Annotated in this window: 19 protein-coding genes and 1 pseudogene; 6 read left to right on the forward strand and 14 right to left on the reverse strand. The window is 65.8% G+C overall.

All coding sequences use genetic code 11. The features are described 5' to 3' along the window. Positions 1–227 precede the first annotated feature (227 nt). On the reverse strand, positions 228–443 hold the full coding sequence (locus R0232_RS41335) for a hypothetical protein (protein ID WP_431513189.1): 216 nt from the start codon (positions 441–443) through the stop codon (positions 228–230). On the opposite strand from R0232_RS41335, the gene R0232_RS41340 reads away from it, so the two are divergent. After that, a complete protein-coding gene (locus R0232_RS41340; protein WP_281076900.1) occupies positions 442–753 on the forward strand; it encodes a hypothetical protein in 312 nt (103 codons plus the stop codon). The two genes, R0232_RS41335 and R0232_RS41340, sit on opposite strands and share 2 nt — an antisense overlap. A gap of 401 nt (positions 754–1,154) precedes the next feature. Here the strand turns inward: R0232_RS41340 and R0232_RS41345 are convergent, their stop codons facing one another. The 3 genes from R0232_RS41345 to R0232_RS41355 all read right to left on the reverse strand — a co-directional run bounded on the left by R0232_RS41345 (position 1,155) and on the right by R0232_RS41355 (position 3,036). Further along, positions 1,155–1,487, reverse strand: coding sequence for a hypothetical protein (locus R0232_RS41345; protein ID WP_209542338.1), 333 nt, complete (start codon positions 1,485–1,487; stop codon positions 1,155–1,157). A 431-nt stretch (positions 1,488–1,918) separates the two neighbouring features. Then, positions 1,919–2,287 carry a hypothetical protein gene (locus R0232_RS41350; protein WP_431513190.1) on the reverse strand — a complete coding sequence of 123 codons (369 nt, stop codon included), beginning with the start codon at positions 2,285–2,287 and terminating at the stop codon, positions 1,919–1,921. A 71-nt stretch (positions 2,288–2,358) separates the two neighbouring features. Then, complete coding sequence (locus R0232_RS41355; protein WP_203208333.1) at positions 2,359–3,036, reverse strand: TetR/AcrR family transcriptional regulator; 678 nt, start codon at positions 3,034–3,036, stop codon at positions 2,359–2,361. Between the two features lie 157 nt (positions 3,037–3,193). Here R0232_RS41355 and R0232_RS41360 point away from each other — a divergent pair, with 157 nt between their 5' ends. Further along, a complete protein-coding gene (locus R0232_RS41360) occupies positions 3,194–5,236 on the forward strand; it encodes a carboxylesterase/lipase family protein (RefSeq protein WP_431513191.1) in 2,043 nt (680 codons plus the stop codon). Positions 5,237–5,324: 88 nt separating this feature from the next. Beyond that, a complete protein-coding gene (locus tag R0232_RS41365; protein WP_431513192.1) occupies positions 5,325–7,394 on the forward strand; it encodes a carboxylesterase/lipase family protein in 2,070 nt (689 codons plus the stop codon). A 63-nt stretch (positions 7,395–7,457) separates the two neighbouring features. On the opposite strand, the pseudogene R0232_RS41370 reads toward R0232_RS41365, so the two are convergent. Continuing rightward, positions 7,458–7,892 (reverse strand): annotated as a pseudogene (locus R0232_RS41370) (NAD(P)(+) transhydrogenase (Re/Si-specific) subunit beta); the annotation flags it as partial. A 44-nt stretch (positions 7,893–7,936) separates the two neighbouring features. Further along, entirely contained in the window at positions 7,937–8,509 is a 573-nt protein-coding gene (locus tag R0232_RS41375; protein WP_281076898.1) for a TetR/AcrR family transcriptional regulator, read from the reverse strand. A 379-nt stretch (positions 8,510–8,888) separates the two neighbouring features. Between R0232_RS41375 and R0232_RS41380 the strand changes: the two genes are divergently transcribed. The 3 genes from R0232_RS41380 (at position 8,889) to R0232_RS41390 (ending at position 12,290) form a co-directional block, all read left to right on the forward strand. Continuing rightward, positions 8,889–9,362 carry a nuclear transport factor 2 family protein gene (locus tag R0232_RS41380; RefSeq protein ID WP_431513193.1) on the forward strand — a complete coding sequence of 158 codons (474 nt, stop codon included), beginning with the start codon at positions 8,889–8,891 and terminating at the stop codon, positions 9,360–9,362. Positions 9,363–9,385: 23 nt separating this feature from the next. Beyond that, complete coding sequence (locus tag R0232_RS41385) at positions 9,386–10,822, forward strand: MFS transporter (RefSeq protein ID WP_431513194.1); 1,437 nt, start codon at positions 9,386–9,388, stop codon at positions 10,820–10,822. 445 nt (positions 10,823–11,267) lie between these two features. Beyond that, positions 11,268–12,290 (forward strand): alpha/beta hydrolase, encoded by a 1,023-nt coding sequence (locus tag R0232_RS41390; RefSeq protein ID WP_431513195.1) that lies wholly within the window; start codon positions 11,268–11,270, stop codon positions 12,288–12,290. A 62-nt stretch (positions 12,291–12,352) separates the two neighbouring features. Here the strand turns inward: R0232_RS41390 and R0232_RS41395 are convergent, their stop codons facing one another. From R0232_RS41395 to R0232_RS41430, 8 genes are all read right to left on the reverse strand, one after another. After that, positions 12,353–12,898 carry a cytochrome b gene (locus R0232_RS41395; RefSeq protein WP_431513196.1) on the reverse strand — a complete coding sequence of 182 codons (546 nt, stop codon included), beginning with the start codon at positions 12,896–12,898 and terminating at the stop codon, positions 12,353–12,355. Next, entirely contained in the window at positions 12,895–13,962 is a 1,068-nt protein-coding gene (locus tag R0232_RS41400) for a catalase family peroxidase (RefSeq protein WP_431513197.1), read from the reverse strand. Before R0232_RS41400 ends, R0232_RS41395 begins: the two co-directional genes overlap by 4 nt. Positions 13,963–14,691: 729 nt before the next feature. Next, complete coding sequence (locus tag R0232_RS41405) at positions 14,692–15,468, reverse strand: enoyl-CoA hydratase/isomerase family protein (protein WP_431513198.1); 777 nt, start codon at positions 15,466–15,468, stop codon at positions 14,692–14,694. Continuing rightward, entirely contained in the window at positions 15,465–16,283 is an 819-nt protein-coding gene (locus tag R0232_RS41410; protein WP_431513199.1) for an enoyl-CoA hydratase, read from the reverse strand. Before R0232_RS41410 ends, R0232_RS41405 begins: the two co-directional genes overlap by 4 nt. Continuing rightward, positions 16,280–17,473 (reverse strand): CaiB/BaiF CoA transferase family protein, encoded by a 1,194-nt coding sequence (locus R0232_RS41415; protein ID WP_431513200.1) that lies wholly within the window; start codon positions 17,471–17,473, stop codon positions 16,280–16,282. Before R0232_RS41415 ends, R0232_RS41410 begins: the two co-directional genes overlap by 4 nt. A 23-nt stretch (positions 17,474–17,496) precedes the next feature. After that, on the reverse strand, positions 17,497–18,555 hold the full coding sequence (locus R0232_RS41420; protein ID WP_057590457.1) for an ABC transporter ATP-binding protein: 1,059 nt from the start codon (positions 18,553–18,555) through the stop codon (positions 17,497–17,499). 30 nt (positions 18,556–18,585) lie between these two features. Then, positions 18,586–20,316 carry an ABC transporter permease gene (locus R0232_RS41425; RefSeq protein ID WP_431513201.1) on the reverse strand — a complete coding sequence of 577 codons (1,731 nt, stop codon included), beginning with the start codon at positions 20,314–20,316 and terminating at the stop codon, positions 18,586–18,588. Further along, positions 20,300–21,343, reverse strand: coding sequence for an ABC transporter substrate-binding protein (locus tag R0232_RS41430; protein WP_431513202.1), 1,044 nt, complete (start codon positions 21,341–21,343; stop codon positions 20,300–20,302). Before R0232_RS41430 ends, R0232_RS41425 begins: the two co-directional genes overlap by 17 nt. Positions 21,344–21,412 lie beyond the last annotated feature (69 nt).

A 21,412-nucleotide genomic window follows, 5' to 3' on the forward strand; every position in this document is an offset into this window, starting at 1 on the left:
TGCTGCCGGCCCAAGGCTGAGCAGCGCTAGCGCGCTCGCCAAGCACTCAGACTCGTGCATCGAACTACGCCCCTGCGCGTCGAGAAAGGCTTGTACCTTTCGCATCAGACCGGCGGAAGAACGCCCTTTCGCGCTGGCTGGGCACTCAGAGTCCCGAAACATGGAACGACCAACCGCGATGATGTCGAGTGGGGAGTAGATGGGGGCACTAGCACTCACCGACCGAGCTACATCGGCTTGCCCGTGGACAGGGCGGCCCTTCCTTGCGGCGTGATGCGCAAAATGATGGCGCTGGCGTCGGCGGGCGGGGCATCGACGCCCGGCAGTTGGGCTTCGATCAACTCGGCCGCTTCGAGAACAATCGAATTTCGAATATCTGCTTCGTCATGAAGCTCGAGCGGAAACCTGGCGTCCTCGATGCGACGCAAAAAATCCATTGGCATGCCAGCCCCCTCCAACGGGCACGAAAATCTACTAAAGCCCTGTGCGCTCAGCAATGTCATTTTACATATGCCGTCTCTCTATCTCTCAATGACCGAAAAGCTGTCGGCTCATTGGAAGGCCCACGCCAATGCTTACCCGCAAAAATTTCTGATGACGCGCGCACAGCACGCGGAATACGTGCGCGTGCTGAAACTCTGCGGCTCGACCAAGAGCGACTTTTTTACCCACATGGGAGTGCCGATCGAGATCGCTGAGGACACCCCTGGGTTGATGGTGACGGCCGATGGCGTCGAGGTCTCGTTGCTGTGATGGCGCGTTCCTTTTGATGGAAGCCTTCGCGCTTGCCCACGGGGTCATCACCTGCACAGCGTGAATGACCGATGGTGGACGTCGGCGACTGCGATGCAGTCGCCGCGCGCCTTGTCGCCGTCGATGGCCAGGGGCGAATCGGGAGGCACATCGCTGCGATTGATGTTTCCGAGCAGAGCGCACCCTAGGGCCCGCATCGCCGGCAGGCTCGCAGTGACCTGCGGTCCATGAAGGCGCCGAGGCCATCTTTGCGACACGGACAGGATCGCCACACGACGTCTGCATCGAGATCCAAGGACCCGACATACACGGCGAAGCTACAGGCTCGACCGTCGAAACGGCACGCGCTGCCGTGAATGATCAAAGCAGCGCGTGCTCGAGCGGACCCATCTTTTCTTCTGCTACTGCATTCGTGCAGAGGTGGGTGAGTCGGAAGACGGTGGTCTGCGACGCCGCGTGACGATGCGTGACATTCGTTGGCGCCACAGCGGCGGCCGCGACGGCGACTGCGGGTAGTCGAACCTTGCGAGCTCTTCACGCCCCTTTTGCGTGACGGCGAGCACCTGAGCAGCCAAGCCATCGCCCGCCAGCGTGAGCGGATTGGTTGGCGCCGGAACCAGCGCCACAACCAGCCCCGCCGCTCTGAGGATGCGGACTTGGTCGATGTCTTCGGGTCGATAGAACGAGACCGGCAGGCGGGACGTCGCGATCTGCCGCAACAAGTTCATGGTCATGGAAACCTCCTTTTCAGTTGACCAAAACTTCGACGGTGATCAATCTAGGTCTCACTCGGCAAGATTTCAAGAGCCGTTCGACTTGTCACAGCGATCCCCAAAAAAGAGCCCGGCACTGGGCCGGGCTGAGATTTACAGCAAGGTGCCACGACGCAGCCGTGGCGTCAGAAATGTAGGGTTCCCGCGCTTTACGCCATGTCAGACAACTTTGATTCTTTGCACGTCGAAGGCGCGGTGGTGCGAGGACGCGGAGACGCGGGAACGCGAAGAGAAGCCGGGGGGGACCGAGCGCCTACTGCAAGCTTGCTGCAACCTGGCGCTCCCAGCCGGAGGGGAGAGGAACGCCTCGACTGATCTTGTTTCCCAACCGGTGGTCCGGCCAAAGATCACGCTGTCGGAGGCAAGCTTGCCGCTGATCTCAACACGGGCAGCTAGGCAGCCCGCGAGGCATGCGCAAACTCAAACTGATCGCGGGACTCGCTAATGGCCTCGAAAAGATCTGGTTCGTCCCAGAGTTCGCGCAGCAGCTCATCGGCCCGCACACGCAAAGGCGTGACCTCCGCATGGCCGAGCGGACCGAGCCGAATCATCGCCTCATAGACCGCTGCCTCAGCTGCAGCCCACGCCTCATAGCGTTTATCAAATGCAACGGTGGTCATTCCGAACTCCTGGGTCATCTTTTCTACCCTGGGGCCTGCAAGAGCGATGTAGGACTTTTGACTATCCGCAAGACAAGCCGTTCGCCAAAGGGGACGCGGTGTCGCTCGGCGCCATGAGCCATGGTCGATGAAGCTGATCATGGAAGCCGTGGCGTCTGGCCGGGCGCACTGCATTCAACGGCACGCCTGCCGACCCTGCTCAAGCTCGAGCGTCACGGATGCCGGATACCGGCTTCGAGATAGTCCATGAACAGCGCTCGTTCCTGCACTTCGTTGCCGCGTCGCCCGATCGACAGCGGCCCGAAGGGTGAGCGCATGGCGTAGCTGCGGTACGAGATGCCGTAGTACAACGAGTTCATCGTCAGGAGGAGGCGGAACTTCAGAACTTCGAGGGGAACCGCCGGGATCAGCGCGGCAAGCCTGTCCAGTGCGAGCGTCAGTATGTCGCGGTGCATGTCGGCCGAAATTTTCTGGCCTTCCTCGCCGAAATCCCAGCCGAGCCGGCCGATGAAGCACACGGCGTCGCGGCCCAGCCCGGCCTCGGACAGCATGTCGATCATCGGACCGAAGGCCGCGTCCAGCACGTCGCGCACGGTGTGCGGTCCCCGGTCCAACGCCTCGAGCCGCGCGCGGCAGCGCGGCTCGAGGATACGCTGGAGCATCCGCGCCACCTCGGTCACCACACTCTCGCGATTTCCGAAGTGGTAGTGCAGCGCCGACAGGTTGGCCGCGCCCGCGGCCGCGACGATCCTGCGCAGCGACACGGCATTCATGCCCTCGCGCGCAAACAACCGCATGGCTTCCAGCAGCAGGCGCTCGCGCGTGGCGGCGGCCGACGCCGCCAGCGCGGGTGGGCGTTTTTCCTTCGGGCTCGTTGCTGGACTGGGCATGGGACGCAGATTGTGACCGCTGGCTCGGCTAGGGTTAGCTCTAATTCGATTGAATTAATTCAATGGAATTATTCACCTGTTCCGTCGGGGCCGGCTCGGCCTCGCGCGGTGTATCCCATACGTCAAACGAGCGAAGGAGACATGGATGATCAGAGGCATGGCATCGCCCAAGGGGCGCCGCTGCGGCAAGCGGTGGGTGGCCGCTTGCGCCGCGACCGCGTTCTTGCTGGGCTGTGGCGGCGGAGGAGGGAGCAGCGCCAGTTTTGTGGGGTGGCCCACGGTGCCGGCACCCGGCGGCGGCCATGAGCCCGCACCGGACAACCAAGCCCGGCTCACCGGCGTGTTCGCAGGCGGACCGGTTGTTGGCCTCGACTACCGTGGCTCCGTTACGGGGGCGCGTAAGACAGACGCGCAGGGGCGCTACCACTATGCGGCGGGCGAAACGCTGAGCTTTTCGATCGGTGAATTGCCGCTAGGCGCCGCGCCCGCCGCGGACGCGCTGTCGCCGCTGAGCATCGGCGGCGCCATCTCTTCGGCCGACCCCCGCGCCACCAATCGCCTCGTGCTGCTGCAGACGCTCGATGCCGACGGCGACCTCAACAACGGCATCCAGGTCACCGGCGCGATCCGCGACATCGTCTCCCGGCATGCCGCGGCCATCGATTTCACCCAAGCGGCCACGGCCTTCCGCGCGAGTCTTGCGCCATTGCTCGCAGCGCTCGATGCGGCCGGCGCTTTCACGGATCTCGATCCGCGGCCGCGCAGCGCGCGCAGCGCCGTCGCCGCGCAGGAGCACTACACACGCGCCACCGCCGCGCGCAACCTCGTGATCACCACCGGCGGTAGGCTGCGCGGCTTCGAGTCCAGTGCCACGACCTGGCAATACCTCGGCATTCCCTACGCACAGCCGCCGGTCGGCGCGCTGCGCTGGCGCGCGCCGCAAGCGCCCCAGCCATGGAGCGGGGTGCGCGAGGCGGTAGCTTGGGCGGACCAGGCCGCACAGGTCCAAGCGCTCGAGCGCTTCGGCGAGGGCGGCATGAGCGAAGACTCGCTGTATCTCAACGTGACGGCACCCAAGTTGGCCTCCAAGCTGCCGGTGATGGTGTGGTTCCACGGTGGCGGGTTCACCTCGCTCACAAGCAACACCAAGCCTTTCAACAACCCGAATGCCCTCGTCAGCAAGGGCGTGGTGCAAGTCTCGGTGAACCATCGCCTCGGCGCCCTCGGCTACATCGCGCATCCCGCGCTTAGCGCCGAGAGCGGTCACGGCGGCTCGGGCAACTACGGGCAGATGGACCTGGTGATGGCACTGCAGTGGGTCAAGGCGAACATCGCGGCATTCGGCGGCGACCCCGACAACGTGACCGTCTTCGGCGAGTCGGGTGGCGGGCGCAAGGTGCTTTCACTGATGGCATCGCCGAGCGCGGCTGGCCTTTTCCATAAGGCGATCAGCCAGAGCGGCACGCTCATCCCCGACACCCGCACGCTGGCCTCGGCCGAGGCGGTCGGCCTCGCGCTCCAGAAGCGGCTGGGCGCGGCCTCGCTCGAGGAGATGCGCAGCCGCCCCTGGACCGAGGTGGTCGCAGCGGCCTCCGTGCTCGTGCCCTACACGAACATCGACAACGGCTATCTGCCGTACAGCGAGCGCGTGAGTTTCGAGTCGCGCCGGCACAACGACGTGCCCTTCATGATCGTGGTCAACACCAACGACACCCCCGACCCGATCGAGACGGTGAAGAACGTGTTTCCCTGGATGACGGCGCACAGCGCCAGCCGGCACTATGCGGCCCTCTTCAGCCAGGTGCCGGGCGGCTGGCGCGCCAGGGGCGTGAAAACGTACCACGCGGGCGAGCTCGCCTACGTCTTCAACGCGCCCGAGAGCGTCGTCACCCACTACCTGCTCGACCTGGTGATCGACCCGGCCACCGGCGGCAAGCTCGCCATCGGGGACCTCAACGGCAACGGCGTCAGCGGCTCCGCGGGCGACACGCAGGACATCCTTGCCTCGGCCGGCTTCGACAGCGCTGATGCGAAGGCCATCGAGAACAGCATGGCGATCTGGACCCAGTTCGCCAAAACCGGCAATCCAAGCGTCGCGGGCTTGGTTGACTGGCCTGCCTACACGCCCGCGAACGACCGCTTCGTCGAACTCGGCGCCGCGCCCGTGGTCCGCACCGGCCTGTCGAGCGTCTTTCCCTGAGCGCGCTGCCTGAGCGCCGCGTCGCCAGTTCGCGCGGCGGCGCGGCCACGCCTTTCGTTCCCGCACACCACACCACAAGGAGACCTCCATGCACTCACACACGGCCCGCGCCGAGCGGCGCCGCTCGCGCGTCCTTTGCCTCGCTGCCTGGGCAAGCACCGTCGCCCTGCTCGGCTGCGGAGGCGGCGGCAATGGCGCCAGCTTCGCGTTCGTCGCGCCGCCTGCGGGCGATACCGCGCCCGACAGTCAGCCCAAGCTCACGGGCACGTTCATGGGTGACCCTGTGTCGGGCCTCGATTACCGCGGCTCACTGAGCGGCGCGCGCACCACCGATGCCGAAGGCCGGTACCGCTATGCGGCGGGCGAGACCTTGAGCTTCTCGATCGGTACATTGCCGCTGGGCTCGACACCGGCATCGGCAGCCGTCTCGCCGCTCGCCTGGGTCGGGGCCGACAGCACGACCAGTGACGTGCGCGTGAGCAACCGCCTGGTGCTGCTGCAATCCCTCGATGCCGACGGTGACCTCAACAACGGCATACAGATCACCGAAGCGATCCGCCAGGCGGTCTCGCGTCATGCCGCCGCGATCGATTTCGCACAGCCCGCGGCCGCGTTCCGCGCCAGCCTTGCGCCCCTGCTCGCAGCGATCGAGACGGCAGGCGCCTTCTCCGACCTTGACCCGCGACCGCGCACGGCCAGGACCACCGCGGCGGCACAGGAACACTACGCGCGCGGCACGCGCACCCGCCACCTCGTGACCACCACGGGCGGTTCGCTGCGGGGCTTCGAGGCGAATGCCGGCACGTGGCAGTACCTCGGTATTCCGTACGCGCAACCGCCGGTCGGTCCGTTGCGCTGGCGCGCGCCGCAATCGCCCGCACCCTGGAGCGGCGTGCGCGAGGCCATCGCCTGGCCCGACCAGTCGGCGCAGAACCCGACGATGGAAGCCCTGGGCGAAGGCGGCATGAGCGAGGATTCGCTGTACCTGCACGTGACGGCGCCCAAAAGCGCGTCGAAGCTGCCGGTGATGGTGTGGTTCCACGGTGGCTCGTTCGCAATCCTCACAGCCAACTCCAAGCAGTACAACAATCCCGATGGCCTGACCACCAAGGGCGTGGTGCTGGTCACCGTCAACCACCGACTGGGGCCGTTCGGCTATCTCGCGCATCCGCTGCTCAGCGCGGAAAGCGGCCACGGCGGCTCGGGGAATTACGGCCAGATGGACCTGGTGAAGGCGCTCCAGTGGGTGAAGTCGAACATCGCTGCTTTCGGCGGCGATCCCGACAACGTGACCATCTTCGGCCAATCGGGTGGCGGCGGTAAGGTCTATGGCCTCATGAACGCGCCCGAGGCTGCCGGCTTGTTCCACAAAGCCATTGTGCAGAGCGGCGCCAATGCCATCGCGACAAGCGGAACACCCGCGAGCTCGCTGGCCGGCGGCGAAGCAATCGGCAAGGCCGTGTTCGAGCGCGTCGGCGCGACCACGCTGGCACAGGCGCGCGCCCTGCCGTGGACCGCCTACACCCAAGCCGACCTCGACGCGGGCATTCCGCGCGAGACCTACCGACCCAATGTGGATCATCGCCACATGGTGAAGACCTACGGCCAGAACATGGCGGAGGGCATGCCCAGCGACGTGCCGCTGATGGTGGGTGCGACCTCGGGCGACTATCCCTCGCTGCGCGCGTCGCTGCCGGTGTTCATGGCGCAGCGCGCGCCAACCTATCGCTCGCCCCAGTACGTGTACCGGTTCAGCCGCGTGCCGGACGGCTGGTCGGCGATGGGCCTGCTCAGCGGCCATAGCGGCGAGTTGCCCTACCTGTTCGGCTACCCGCAGGGCATGGTGACGAACTACGTGATGGGTCTCGTGCTCACGCCGGCCGGCGCGAAGGCGCCCATCGGTGACCTCAATGGCAATGGCATCACCGGCACCGCTGGGGACGCGGCCGATGTCCAAGCGTCGATGGGCTGGGGACCGAACGACGAAGCCATCACTGAAACCACCATGACGCTATGGACCCGTTTCGCGAAGGATGGCAATCCCAGCATGGGCGCGCCTGAGTGGAAAGCCTACACGCCTGCCAGCGACGCGTACTTGGAAATCGGGCCGGGCGGGGGTGCCACGCCGCGCACCGGCTTGGCCAGCGCCTTTCCCTGAACCCCACGCCACGCGGGCCTGCCCAAGGGTCGCGCCTCACGCGCGGCCGCCGGTGTGGGGGCGCTTGCCGAAGGCGATCACCGAGCCGCTGAAGGTGATGGCGCCGATGGCCGCGCCCAGGAACAGCTCCAGGCGGTTGCCCGCGGGGATCGGGTCGCCCTTGAGCGCGATGTTGAAGGCATGCGGCTCGGCCACGGCGGCCACCGCGATGAACACGGCCGCCAGGCCGATCATGCTGTGCATGAACGCCACGAGCTCGGGCATCTTGGTCATCTCGACCTTGTTAGCCATGTAGGCCCCGAGGCCACCGCCCACGACCAGCGCGACCAGCACGTAGGCCAGGCCCTCGAGGTTGCCGCTGGCGAGCTTGTAGATCAGCGCGTCGGTGGTCAGCACGGCGATCGCCATGCCGGTCATGCCGAAGACGTTGCCGCGGATCGAGGTGGTGGGGTCGCGCAGGCCCTCGATTCGCCGACCGTTCGCAAATGCGTGGCACACGGCGGCGCAATGCTTTGCGCGTTCATTACCAGTCGACCGAAAGCTCAGCCTGGATGACTGGGTCGATCCAGCGCGGAATCCCAGATGCCCATGGCTTCGACCACGGACTCCTCGATGACCGCAAGCCGAACACGGTCGCGGGCCAGGACGGAGAGACCCAGGAAGAAACTGTCGAACGCAGCGGCCATCGAAGCCGGATTCGTGGATTTGCGCAGTTCCCCGCTTTTGATGGCCCGCTCGACGCAGGCACGGAACCCGGCGCGGGTGCGACTGCGCACATCTCGAAGCATTGCAGTGATGGTTTCGCTGCCCGACGAGCAGGCACCCATCACGCCCAACGCGACCATGCAACCCTTCGGGTGCCCTGCCTCCCACTGCATCTTTGCCGAGCGTTGCAGTGCGAGGAACACCGCTTCTCGCGGCTCCAGCGAAGGATCGTGGAGGCTTCTGGTCAAGTGGCCATAGATCTCCATGTATCGATCCAGCGCCTCCTTGTACAAGGCTTCCTTGGACTCGAAGGCCGCGTAGAAGCTGGGTGCGGAGATTCCACTGCCCATCGCCGCCTTCAGCTGCGACAGCGAGGTCGATTCGAAGCCATGCTCCCAGAACAGGTGCATGGCAGAAGTGAGTGCCGCATCGCGATCAAACGCGCGTGGTCGACCTCGCTGAGCCATGGGAATCTCCGCCAGTCCAAAATTACATACTAGTCGATACACAATAGGGCAACAAGCAAAGACCTCTGGTCCCGGCCGGCAAATCGACGTGTCGAACCGTGTCGTTGACAGCCTTCGGGAGCCGCCATATATTTATACCGATCGATACTTAAATCAAAGCGATCGAAGAGTGCACTTGGACACCAGGCGCCCGCGCATGGAGCGGGCTCCACGCCCTTGGTAGCTCAAGTCGCGCTATTTTTTTACCCATTTTTGTACCACTTGGTACATTTTTTGGTGCGCTCGCAGAGCGTCCGCACCGCTCACTCACGGAAAACCCAACATGTCAAAAGAACTTGAAGCTCGCCTCGACGCCATCGAAAGCCGCTTCGCCATCGACGCCCTGATCGCCAACTACGCAGAAGCATTCGACACGATGAATGAAGCGCTGCTGGCAACCCTCTGGCATCCCGATTCGCGGCTGCTCCTCGGCGCCAATGGAAACGCGGAAGGACTCGATGCGATCCTGGCGCAAGCACGCGTCAACATGAAACGCATGCCGCACATGCATCACTGGATGGCGAATTCGATCATCACGCTCGACGGCGACAACGGTCATGGCCTGGTTGCGGCGGATTGCCTCTTCTACGACGTCGAAAAGGGCCCGCTGCAAGTGAGTGGCCAGTACAAGGACATCTACCAGCGAAGGGACGGGCGCTGGGCCTTCCAGCAGCGCATCTTCGAGATGCATTTCGCCACGCCCTTGCAGAACTGGGCTCCCATCATGGGCACGGAACGCTTCGGTCGTCCTATCTGAACAGAACCGCCGCAGCCGAAATCATGCAAGAAACAACTTCCGATTCGCGTCGGTGGCTCGCATTCGCGGTGTTGCTGGTGGGAGCGTTTCTGCCTCCGCTCGACTTCTTCATCGTCAATGTCGCGCTGCCGTCCATTCAGGGCAACCTCGGTACGAGCGCTGCTGAACTGCAACTGGTGATCTCCGGATACGCGGCGGCCTACGCAGTCTTCCTCATCACCGGTGGACGGCTCGGCGACCTCTTCGGCCGACGGCGAATGTTCCTGCTGGGCATCAGCGGCTTCGGACTCACGTCCTTGCTGTGCGGCCTCGCAACCTCGCCTTCCATGCTCATCGTCGGACGCATACTCCAGGGTCTCAGCGCAGCCGCCATGGCCCCCCAGGGGCTGGCCTCCGTTCATGCCCTGTTTCCCGTGCGGGAGCGCTCGCGCGCCCTGGGTCTCTACGGCGCCACCGTAGGGCTGGCAGCAGTGATCGCGCAAGCACTGGGCGGCGCCTTGATCTCCGCAGACATCCTTCACCTTCAGTGGCGAATCATCTTCCTGATCAATCTGCCCGTGGTGGCTGCGGTCCTGATCGGAGGATTGCCTTTGCTTCCGGACGTCCGCGGCGATAGCCCCGCGCCCATCGACTGGGGCGGTGTTCTGCTTTGCGCGCTCACGCTGAGCCTGCTGATCGTGCCCTTGGTAGAGGGGCGCGAAAGGGGATGGCCATGGTGGGCATGCGCCATGCTCATCGCAACACCCGTCGCTGCATTCAGCTTCTGGCGGTATGAAAAGGCATTCTCTCGACGAGGCGGCGTCCCACTCGTCAGCATCGACCTGGTCCGCATGCCTGGATTGATGAGCGGCCTCGCCGGGGTCCTCTTCTTCTACGTCGTCTCTGCCTTCTTCCTGGTGTTCTCCGTCTACCTCCAGTCGGCACTGGGTCTGGATCCCCTGGCAACGGGACTGGTGTTCCTGCCGTTCGGCGTCGGCTTCTTCATCGGTCCCTTGACGACACCGCTGGCCGTCCGTCTCTTTGGCAGTTGGGTTCCCGCCATCGGCATGCTGCTCGAGGTGGCCGGATGCCTGTACCTCGCGGCGCTGGTTGCCGGCGCCCCCGCGCAAATGCCGGCCCAGCCTCCGCTCATCGTTGCGGTGGGACTTCTGGGTTTCGGGCAGGGCTGGGCGTTGCCCACGCTCGTGCGCTCGGTCATCGATCGGGCACCGGTGAGCGGCTCCGGAATGATTGCCGGCATCACGAACTCGGCCTTGCAGATCAGCGCCGCCCTCGGCGTCGCAGTCATCGGCGGCGTCTTCTTCACTGTCGCAGGCACTTCTCCCAGCGCGAGCTCCATGGCCAAAGCACTGGTTGCCGCCATGCTTTGCATTGGGGCCAGTCTGACCCTTGCGGCCATCCTGTCCGTTGTGGCTTCGAGGTCAGGAGTCAGCGTCGCTGCGCGGCCGGCACCCAACTAAGGGCTGTTGGCACCAACCAATTCTGGACGAAATGGTTGAAACTGCTTGGCCTGGAGCGCACGGCAGAGCAGTTCCATTGGGTTGCCGCAGATGCCCGAACGGCCGCGGCGTTCAGTCGGCCGCCTGGACAGACCACCTATGGACCCGAACGGAGGCGGGTGCTTCAACGCTTGGGGCTCACGAGCCAGTCGTTGCAGCTGATCATGGACCGGGCCTGCGAGGACAACAAGACCCATCAGTCGACCCTTGGCCTGCGGTTCATTCCAGTGGTGCCACCGCCGAGAATGCGAATCGCCCCCCGCAGTACGACCGTGAGATGTGCAGACACCGCGACGAAGTCCAGGTTCGGGTCGCTCTTCGCGGTCTTCAATTCGAGATGGCGATGGTGGCCTTATAGACTTAGCCGACCCGCTCCTGCGGGATCGAGTCAAAGGTCCATGAAGAAATGAAAGCCTGCCTCCTCCATCTGTTGGCGAGGGCCGCCGTCGCCGTCACTGTCGTCAGCGCAGCTGACGCCGAACCGCGCGAGAAGCCGCTGGAGGCGCCCGGCCCGCTGGGTCCGCTGCGGGGCACCCTGCTGTCGCCGGCTGCTCCGGATACGCCGAGCGCTCCGGTGGTACTGATCGTGCCCGGCTCTGGCCCCACGGACCGCGACGGCAACAACCCGCTGGGAGTGAAGGCCTCGGCGTACCGGCTCCTGGCCGAAGGCCTTGCAGCGAAAGGGATCGCGACAGTGCGGATCGACAAGCGCGGCCTGTACGGCAGCGCCGGCGCGGTTGCCGACCCCGACGCGGTCACCATCGAGGACTACGCGGGGGACGTGCGGCGCTGGGTCGACACGATCCGTGAAGAGTCCGGCGCCGGATGCGTCTGGGTGCTGGGCCACAGCGAGGGCGGACTGGTCGCGCTGGCGGCGGCGACCGCGCGGCAGGATCCGGCCGTCTGCGGCGTGGTCCTGGTGGCGAGCACGGGCCGGCCAATGGGACAGGTACTGCGTGAGCAGTTGCGGGCCAATCCCGCCAACGCGCCGCTGCTCGACCAGGCCATGGCCGCCATCGATGCGCTCGAAGCCGGCCGCCGAGTGGAGATGGCCGATGTGCAACCGCCGCTGCGGCCTGTGTTCCACCCAAAAGTGCAGGGGTTCCTGATGAGCGCATTCGCCATCGACCCCGCGAAGTTGGCCGGCCGGTACACGAAGCCCCTGCTGATCGTGCAGGGCGGGCGCGACCTCCAAGTCGGCGTCGCGGACGCACAGCGGCTGCGTCAGGCGGCGGCGCAGTCGAAGCTGGTGCTGTTTCCTGAGGCGAACCATGTGCTGAAAGCCGTCGAGACCGACGATCGGGCCGCCAATCTCGCGACCTACGGCCGTGCCGACCTTCCACTGGCACCAGGGGTCATCGACGCCATCGCCGATTTCGTCCTAGCACCGCGATTGCAGCAACCGCCTCGGACTGATGCGACACGCTGAACGGTCACCACGGGGCCGCTTCGGTCCTGGAACTCGGGCTCCTTCACGATCTGCCGAATGAATCAGCGACCACCTCGTCGACCAAACGTCATGGTCTCGAACACGCCATCCCTTCGCACCCAGGCATGAAGAAGCGCGGCGGCGAAATGCAGCAAGAACAAGGCGAACAGGCAGAACGCCAGGAAGCGATGGGCGCTCCACAGGATGCTGTGCAACTCGGCACTGGCTGGAACGATGGAGGGGAGCCGCATCCCGGCCAACGTCACGGGATAGTCCGCCGCCGACAACATGGACCACCCGAGCAAAGGCATCGCGATCATCAGCGCATAGAACGCGACATGCGACAGCCTGGCCGCGAGCTTCATGGGCTCGCTCATGCTCGTCGGCAGCGACGGTGCCCCGCTGCGCCATCGCACGACGAGACGCAGCAATGCCAGGACAAGTATGGCAATGCCGAGCTGCTTGTGGATGCCCACCAGCACCAGGTAAGCGCTATCGATCGTGGACATCATGCCGACCCCGATGAATAGCATCGCAAGGATGCCGATCGCCATGACCCAATGGAGCACGCGCTGCAGCTTCGAGAATTTCATGCTTTGATGGCTCATGGCTTGGCTTCGGCTTGGACGCGCGGGTAGTGTTTCGACTCCGAGGTGCGGCGGTCATAGGACACCGCATAAGCCGCCGAGCGTGCCGCGGGGAACGGATCGTCGGAGGTCTGCATTCCCTGCGGCAGAACCGTGGGATCGAAGTTGATGTCGCGGCACGGTCCGTTGGCCTCGGCTTCGATCCGGGTCACCACCAGCGTGCCCGCTTCTATCCGCCGGCGGTCCTCTGGCCAGACCTTGCTGGGATCGGCGGTGGGATCGCCCGGGTTGGCGAGCGTCAGCACCAGCCTCCACTTTTGCGGGGCATCCGCGACTCGTTGGGTGAGTTCCTTGAAGAGGAAGTCGGGATCGCGCTTCTTCAGGTCCTCTGAAGGCACCGGAACCATCGCGGCGGTCGGAATGAATGACCAGCGCACGGTCTGGCTCTGACCCTGTGCATTGGTCAGTACGAAACTGTTGAGGCTGTTGAAGCGATCTTCTGCATAGGATTCGGCATACGGAGCGCTGCCCGCCCACGCACCGAATTCGCGAAGCGAAGGGTGGCTGGCTGCGAACTGTTTGACTGCGCCTGGGTCGTCCTTGTTCGCACTGGCGCGCTGGAGTTCATAGAACTCCTTGGGCGTAGCGATCGGAAAGAATGGCGCATTGATCATCGCAGTGCGCCACTCCTGCTGGTCTGGCGCCTCTATTCGAAGACTCAATCCACGTACACGGCCAGTGCCATCCGCCATGGTCGGAATGGGGCCCGCGAGGTTGAAGCGACCCATGACCGGATAGCTCCCGGCCCTGAAGACGGACGCTCGCGAAACCGCGACCGCCTCGCCGTTCGCCTCGAAATTTCCAGCGAAGCAGATGCCTTTCGCATGATTGCGCCGGAAGCCCTTGACCGGTCCGCTTGGCGGCGCGAGCGAATCCACGATCTTGTCGGGCGTCAGGCGCGCGGGTGTCAGCCACCCACCCGCATAGGCGAAGGCACAGGCCACGGCCCCGACCGAAAGAGCGATCGCGGCGAATCGGACGACAGTCGGTCGCCCGGTGGCAGTTTGATCCTGTGGGGTCTTCATCCGCCTACGCTCCCGTGCCAGTGTGGGAGGCTGTCAGCGCAAGGTCGCTGATGTGTAGGTACACCCCAAAGCGTGTTGTCGATCGCGACCCGTTGTGAGTCGACTGGCTGCGTGAACCACGGAAGGCACCCCGATCAGACGGCAGGTAGTGGGTGTGTTTAGAACTTTTCATCTCATGCCCTTTCAATGGCTTGGCAAGCAGCCAGACAACGCCGGCACGCTGCTTGCTCAGGGCTTAGTTCGACAAGAGATGACTGCTGGTTACACGCCCTTCGAAGATTTCCACGGAAACACGGCTCGCCGCGTAGACGTCGACAAGACGCAAACTTGGTGATGCCGCAACGCCAATGATTTGCGCCGCATCCGCTATTCCACCGCCTTGCCCATCTTCTCGACCACCTTTTTGGCGTCGTCCGTGTAGGCTGCTTTGCCACGGCGACCTTCACATGAGTCACCCCCCCGGCGCCAAGTTGAAACTGGCTCGGTGTCGCGCTGTATCGACTCAGGCCATGAGGTCGAAATTTCTGGGCCCGCCTGCATCAAGCGCGGCAACGAGGCTCCCTGCGATCGGGATGGTCGGTCCCCAGCGAGTGCTGACGACCACAAGGCATTGAGCGACGCCGAACACACTTGTCTGCGCCCTCGTCGCGACTTGGCACAGTTGCACCGGCGATCAAACGGAGCGCTGGCGGCCGCACTCGAGGCCGTGGATTCCAGCGCCGCTGCTCTCTACTTCCCCTGGAACTTCGCAGCTCTCTTCTGCGCCCAGGCCAATTGCCCCTCGCGCAAATCTTCCGAGAGGTAGGCCCTGCGAATGCTCGCGTTGAGCGCCTGCGCGTCGAGCGTCCCGCGCGCGATGCGGTTGAGGTGATGCTTCATGCCGGTCAGCGCGATCGGCGCCATCGACGCGCAGTCGCGCACCAGGGCACTGACCTCCTCCTCCAGCCGATCGGGCTCGGCGAGCTGCGTCAGGTAGCCGATGCGTTTCATCTCCACGGCATCGATCTTGCGCGCCGTCAGGAACAGCAGCTTGGCGTTGTCCAGGCCAAGGCGGCTCACGTAGCGCTCCAGGCCCGCGCGGTAGTAATGCAAGCCGAGGCGCGCGGCCGGCATGAACATGTCGATGCCTATGGCCCCGACACGGAAATCGCAGGCGAGCGCGAGATCGGTCGCGCCGCCGTACACGCCGCCATGCAGCACCGCCACCGTGACTGCACGCGCCATCTCCAGCGCATCGACCACGCCCTCGAAGTCGACCTTGCGCTCTGCGCCGATGCTGCCGATGTCGTAGCCGCTGCAAAAATACTTGCCGCTGCCGCGCAACAGCAGCACCAGCACTTCCGACCGCGCGTTGACCTCAGCGATCAGCGCAGCCAGCCGCTCGAGGTCGTCGGCGCTCAGGCGGTTGGCTTGTGCCGGCCGGCGCAGGCGAATGGTCGCGACCGCGCCCTCGATGCGAAGTTCGGGCAGGTCGGAGGAATCGGTGGGTTCGGTGATCGCGTTCATCGGCCTTGAAAAATGGGAGGACGTTTGGCGAGGAAGGCGCGGCGGCCCTCCCGATAGTCTTCGCTGTCGAAGCATTGCAGCACGAGCGACGCGATCTCGTCGGCCGCAGCGCTGTCCGAGTAGCGTTCGAACGCCTGGATGGCTTTCTTCGCGGCGTGCACCGTGAGCGGCGCATTCGCGGCGATCCTCTGCGCATAGGCGCTCACGGCTTCATCGAGCGCGACATCCTCGACCACCGTGTTGACCAGACCGAGCCGCAAGGCCTCGGGGGCTTCGAGGAAGCGTGCGCTGAAGAGGATGTCCTTCGCGGCCGATGGCCCGACCAGCCGCGCCAGCGCGGCCACGCCACGGTAGTCGTAGCCCAGGCCGAGCCTGGCGGCCGGAATGGCGAAGCGCGAGGACGACGCCGCGATCCGGATGTCAGCGGCCAGCGCGATGGCCAGGCCGCCGCCCACGCAGTAGCCCTGGATCATCGCGACCAGCGGCTTGCTCAACGCGCCCAGGCCGGCATGGCCGCGAGCGGCGACCTCGTCGTAGCTCTTCTTCTGCGCCGCGTCGGCGCGGTGCTGCTCGAACTCGGAGATGTCGGCGCCCGAGACGAAGGCCTTGCCGCCCGCGCCCTTCATCACGACCACCCGCACGCCCGGATCGCGCTCGAAGGCCTCCGCCACCGCGCCCAGTCCCTGCCACATGTCCAGCGACATCGCGTTGCGGCGCTCGGGATGGTTGAAAGTGATCCAGCCGATGCCCTCGCGCACTTCGCCAAGGATGCGGCCCGTGCCCAGCGACCGCAGGACTCGGTCTTGCGCCTTCATGCCACCACCCCTTCCTTGCGCAGCGACGCGACGGACTCGTCGCCGTAGCCGAGCTCGCGCAGCACTTCATCGGTGTGTTCGCCCGCATCAGGCGCCGCGCGATGGAAGGCCTCGGCGTGCGGGCACTCCGACAGGTTGATCGGCGAACGCAGCAGTTCCAGCGTACCCAGCGCCGCATGGGGCGCCGGACGCGTCATGCGCAGGTGCCGGGCCTGCGCATCCTCGAAGGCCTGGCCGATGTCGTAGACGGGGCCGCAGGGCACGCCCGCATCGTTCAGCCGCTCCACCAGTTCGCGCACGCCTAATCCGCGCGTGATGGCGCCGATGGCCTCTTCGAGCTCGCGCCGGTGCGCGAGACGCGAGGGCTGGTCTTTGTAGCGCTCGTCCTGCGCCAGATGCGGGGCGCCGAGCACCTCGCACAGCCGGGCCCACATCGCGGCGCCAGGCCCGCAGATGTTGACCTTTCCGTCGCGGGCATCGAACGTGCCCATCGGCACCAGCGTGGGATGCGAATTGCCCTCCTGCCGCGGCACCTCGCCCTCGACCGTGTAGCGCGCGCCCTGGAAGTCGAGCTTGTTGAGCATGGCCTCCAGCAGCGAGGTATGCACCCACTGGCCGCGACCCGTGCGTTGGCGGTGCAGCAGGGCCAGCAGGATGCCCTGGCCCAGGAACATGCCCGAGGTGGTGTCGGAGATCGCGATGCCGGTGCGGTAAGGACCGCGCCCGGGTTCGCCCGTGACCGAGCTCAGCCCGCTCATGCCCTGCACGATCTGGTCGAGGCCCGGGCGTCCCTCGTACGGACCGGTCTGGCCGAAGCCCGAGATGCTGGCTAGGATGATCCGCGGATTGACCGCGCGCAACGCCTCGTAGCTCAGGCCCAGGCGCTCCTTGACCGAGGCGCGGAAGTTCTCGACCACCACGTCGCTGCGCTCGACGAGCTGGCGCAGCACGCGCATGCCTTCGGGGGTCTTGAGGTTGACGCTCAGGCTGCGCTTGTTGCGGTGCAGGTTCTGTTCGTCGGAGCCGCGGCGCGGCCCGAGCGTGGGCTTGCGGTCGGGCGGGTCGATGCGCACCACGTCGGCGCCCCAGTCGGCCAGCAGGCGCACCGCGACCGGGCCCGCGCGCGCGATGGTGAGGTCGAGCACGCGGCAGCCCGTGAGCGGCAGGTCGGATTCGCTGGAATGGGGCATGGTGGACTCGTGCGGTGGATGCATCACTGGATGGCGGCCACGGCGCCGGGGTCGACGTAGATCGTCGAGCGCTGGCCGATCTCGAGCACCGTGGATGGCGCCGCGTGCACCTTGAGCGACGCCCCGCCTCCGCTGGGTCGCACCAGGTAGTTCCAGTACTCACCGAGGTAGGTGCGTCCGACGACCGAGACGTCGCCCAGCGCCACCGCGCCCGCGGGCGCGGCATCGAGGTACAGCGACTGGGGCCGGATCGAGGCCAGCAGGCGGGCGCCGCCGGCCGCGCCCCCGGGCAGCGCGAAGCCCGCCGCCAGCCCGTCGAGCCGCAGGCGGTCGCCGTCGAGCTCGCCCTCGACCAGGTTGGTCTTGCCGATGAAGCCCGCGACGAAGGGCGTTCGCGGGCGGTTGTAGAGGTTCCACGGGGTGTCGATCTGCTCGAGCCGGCCCTGATGCAGCACCGCGATGCGGTCGGAGATCGCCATCGCCTCGGCCTGGTCGTGTGTCACGTAGACCGTGGTGAAGTGGAACTGGTCGTGCAGCCGGCGGATCTCCGTGGCCATCTCCTCGCGCAGATTGGCGTCGAGATTGGACAGCGGCTCGTCGAGCAGCAGCACTTCGGGCCGCACGATCATCGCGCGCGCCAGCGCCACGCGCTGCTGCTGTCCGCCCGAGAGCTCGGCCGGATAGCGCTGCGCGAGGGCGCCGAGCTTGACCACGTCGAGCATCTCCGCCACCCGCCGCGCGATCTCCGCATCGGGTGTCTTGCGCACCCTCAGGCCGAAACCCACGTTCTGCGCCACCGTCATGTTCGGCCAGATCGCATAGCTCTGGAAGATCATCGACATGCCGCGGTGCTCGGGCGACACCGAGCGCGCGGGCGAGGAGATCTCGGCACCGTCGACCACGATCGTGCCATCCGACGGCTCGATGAAGCCCGCGATCATGCGCAGCGTGGTGGTCTTGCCGCAGCCCGAGGGGCCCAGCAGCGTGACCAGTTCGCCGCGCTGCAGCTGCAGCGAGACCGCATCGACCACCGGCGTCGCGCCGTAGCGCTTGCTGAGGTTCCTGAGTTCGAGTTTGGACATGCGTTGCTTCTCTCTTGTGTGCCTGCGGGTTCAGGAGCGGCGCAGCATGAAGTCGCGCCCCGCGAGCTTCATGCCGATCCCCACGACGATGGTCACGATCACCACCAGCACCACGCCCATCGCGGCGAGGGTCTCGTAGTTGCCCTGTTCGCTGAGGTCGAGCGTCAGCACCGACACCACGCGCGATTCGGGGCCGGTGAGGAAGACCGCGGTCGACAGCTCCTTCGTGCAGATGACGAACACCAGGATGAAGGCCCCCACCAGCGTCTTCTTGAGCAGCGGCGCCACCACCTGCGTGAGCACCGTGAGGCGTCCGCCGCCGAGGATGCGCACCGCCTCCTCGAGCTCCGGGTTGAGTGCGCGCACGCCGGCCGAACTCGCCGCCACCGAGATCGGCAGGAAGCGCGTGGTGAAGGCGATCACGATCAGCACGCCCATGCCGTAGAGGCTGAACGGCGGCCCGGCGTAAGCCGCATACAGGCCGATGGCCAGGATCAACCCCGGGACGGCCACCGGTGCCAGCGCCATGAACTGCACGAAGGTGGGAAAAGGCGTGATGCGCCGCTGCGTGGCGTAGGCGATGCAGATGCCCATGCCCACGCACACCAGCGCGGTGGCGCCGGAGTACAGCACGGTGTTAAGGATGGCCGCGCGCACGGTCAGCTGCTCGAAGAAGATGCTGTGGAAGTTCGCCAGCGTCAGGTTGTCCAGCGACAGCCCGCGGCCCCAGGCCTTGGACAGCGAGGCCAGGATCAGGATGGCCAGCGGCAGGATCACCGTGAGCAGCGCGACCAGCACCGAATAGCCCAGCAGCAGCCACTTCCACGGGCCGATGTCGAAGGGCCGGCGCTCGCCGCCCTTGCCCGACACCGACACGTAGCCGCGACGCGCGAGCAGCCTGCGCTGCAGCATCAGCAGCACGATGGTCAACAGCAGGATCGGCATCGAGAAGGCCGCCGCGCGTTCGACCTGCAGCGGGTACTGGAAGAACGAGACGATCTGCGTCGTCGCGAGGTTGATGCGCGCGGGAATCGCGATCAGCGCCGGCGTCCCGTAGAGCGCGATCGCCTCGAGAAAGATCAGGATCGCCGCGCCGACGATCGAGGGCAGCACCAGCGGCAGCGTCACCCGCGCCATGGTCTGGATCTTGCCCGCTCCATGGATCGATGCCGCATCCTCGAGTTCGGTCGACACCAGATCGAGCGCCGACTTCGTGAACACGTAGATCAGCGGGTAGGTGTACAGCGCGATGACGAAAGCCAGGCCCCAGAAGCTGAAGATGTTGAACGGCCCCTTGGCGGTGTCCAGGAGCTCGACCACCAGTCGGTTGAGCCAACCCGCGTTCGGGCCCGCGAGCAGGATCCAGGCGATGGCGCCCAGGAAATTGGGCATCACGAAGGCCGCGAGCACGCTCAGGTGCGTGAAGCCCCGGCCCGGCATGTTGGTGCGCGAGACCGCGAGCGCCAACGGCACGCCCAGCAGCAACGCCAGCGCGGTGACCGCCGCGCCGAGATAGAGCGAATTGAGCAGCGCCTGCAGGTTGCGGCTGCGGCCGAGTGCCTGGGCATAGCTCTGCAGCGACCATTGGCCCTCGGCGGTATGGAAGCTGTCCCACACCAGCCGCAGGATCGGGTTGGCCACCAGCAGCAACAGCACTGCGATCAGCACGGCGAAGAACCAGATCGCCGGGTCGCCCAGGCGATGCGGCGTGCGGCGCGCCACCGGCAGCGCGAGAACGGCGGCCTTAGACACCGAAGGCATCCCGCCAGAGCTCGATCACCTTGGGAATCTGCGCCACCATCTGCGGCGGCGTGGGCGCCAGCAGCGAGCTCGCGTCGCTCAGGCCAAGCACGCCGGGTGCGGGCTTGGCATTGGCGCGTAGCGGTACGCTGAACTCCTCGACCGAGATGCGCTCCGTGTCCTCGCTGCCGAGCAGCCATTCCATGAACAGCCGCGAGGCGTTCGGCCGCCGGGTATTGGCCATGATTGCCGAAGGCGAAAGGATCAGCACCGGGCCCTCTTTCGGCGCCAGCGTGGCCACGGGGTTGCCGCGCGAGGCCGAGCGCGCGGCCAGGCTCATCGGGCCGGCCGAGATCGACGCCTCGCCGGAGATCACGGTGGTCACCGCATCGATGGTGGAGCGGCTCACATGCGCCTTGGCGGCTGCGAGCCTGGCGAACCAGCCTTCGCCGAAGAGCTTGCGCATCTCGATGCACCAGGCACCTGCCGCGCCGCTGTAGGCCGGGTGCGCCACCAGCGCGGCACCGCTCCACTTCGCATCGAGCAGGTCGTTCCAGCTCTTCGGCGCGGCTGCGGCCTGCACCTTCTGCGTGTTGTAGATCAGGCCCATCATGAAACAGCTGGAAGCGTGGAAGTACGCATCCGGGTCCATGTTCTGCACCCGCTTGTCCTGCCGCGCGACCGCGGCCGGCAGGTACTTCAGCAGCAGGTTGCGGCCCTTGAGGTCGACGTAGTGCGCCAGATCGGTGGAGGTGAACACGTCGCAGTTGGGCGTGCCGGCCTTCAGGTCCTGGTTCAGGCGCTGGAACGCCACCTGGGCGGTGGTGCGCACGACGTTGACCTTCACGCCCGGATAGCGGGTGCTGAAAGTTCGACCCATCTTCTCGGCCACCTCGGAGGTCTGCGGCACCGTGTACCAAGTGAGCTCACCCTCCTTGCGCGCCGCCTCGTGCAGCGTGGCCAGGTTGATGGGCTGGGCTCGCACGACATAGGGGGCGGCCAGGGCACCGGCGGCCAGGAGGCCGAACTCTCGTCTGCGCAACTGCATGGATGTCTCCTTGAATCGGGACCGATCGGCGTCGGCCAACAAAGTATGCACAACATCAAACAATAAATA

The organism is Variovorax sp. DAIF25 (assembly GCF_050711835.1).
Taxonomy (GTDB): Bacteria; Pseudomonadota; Gammaproteobacteria; order Burkholderiales; family Burkholderiaceae_C; genus Variovorax.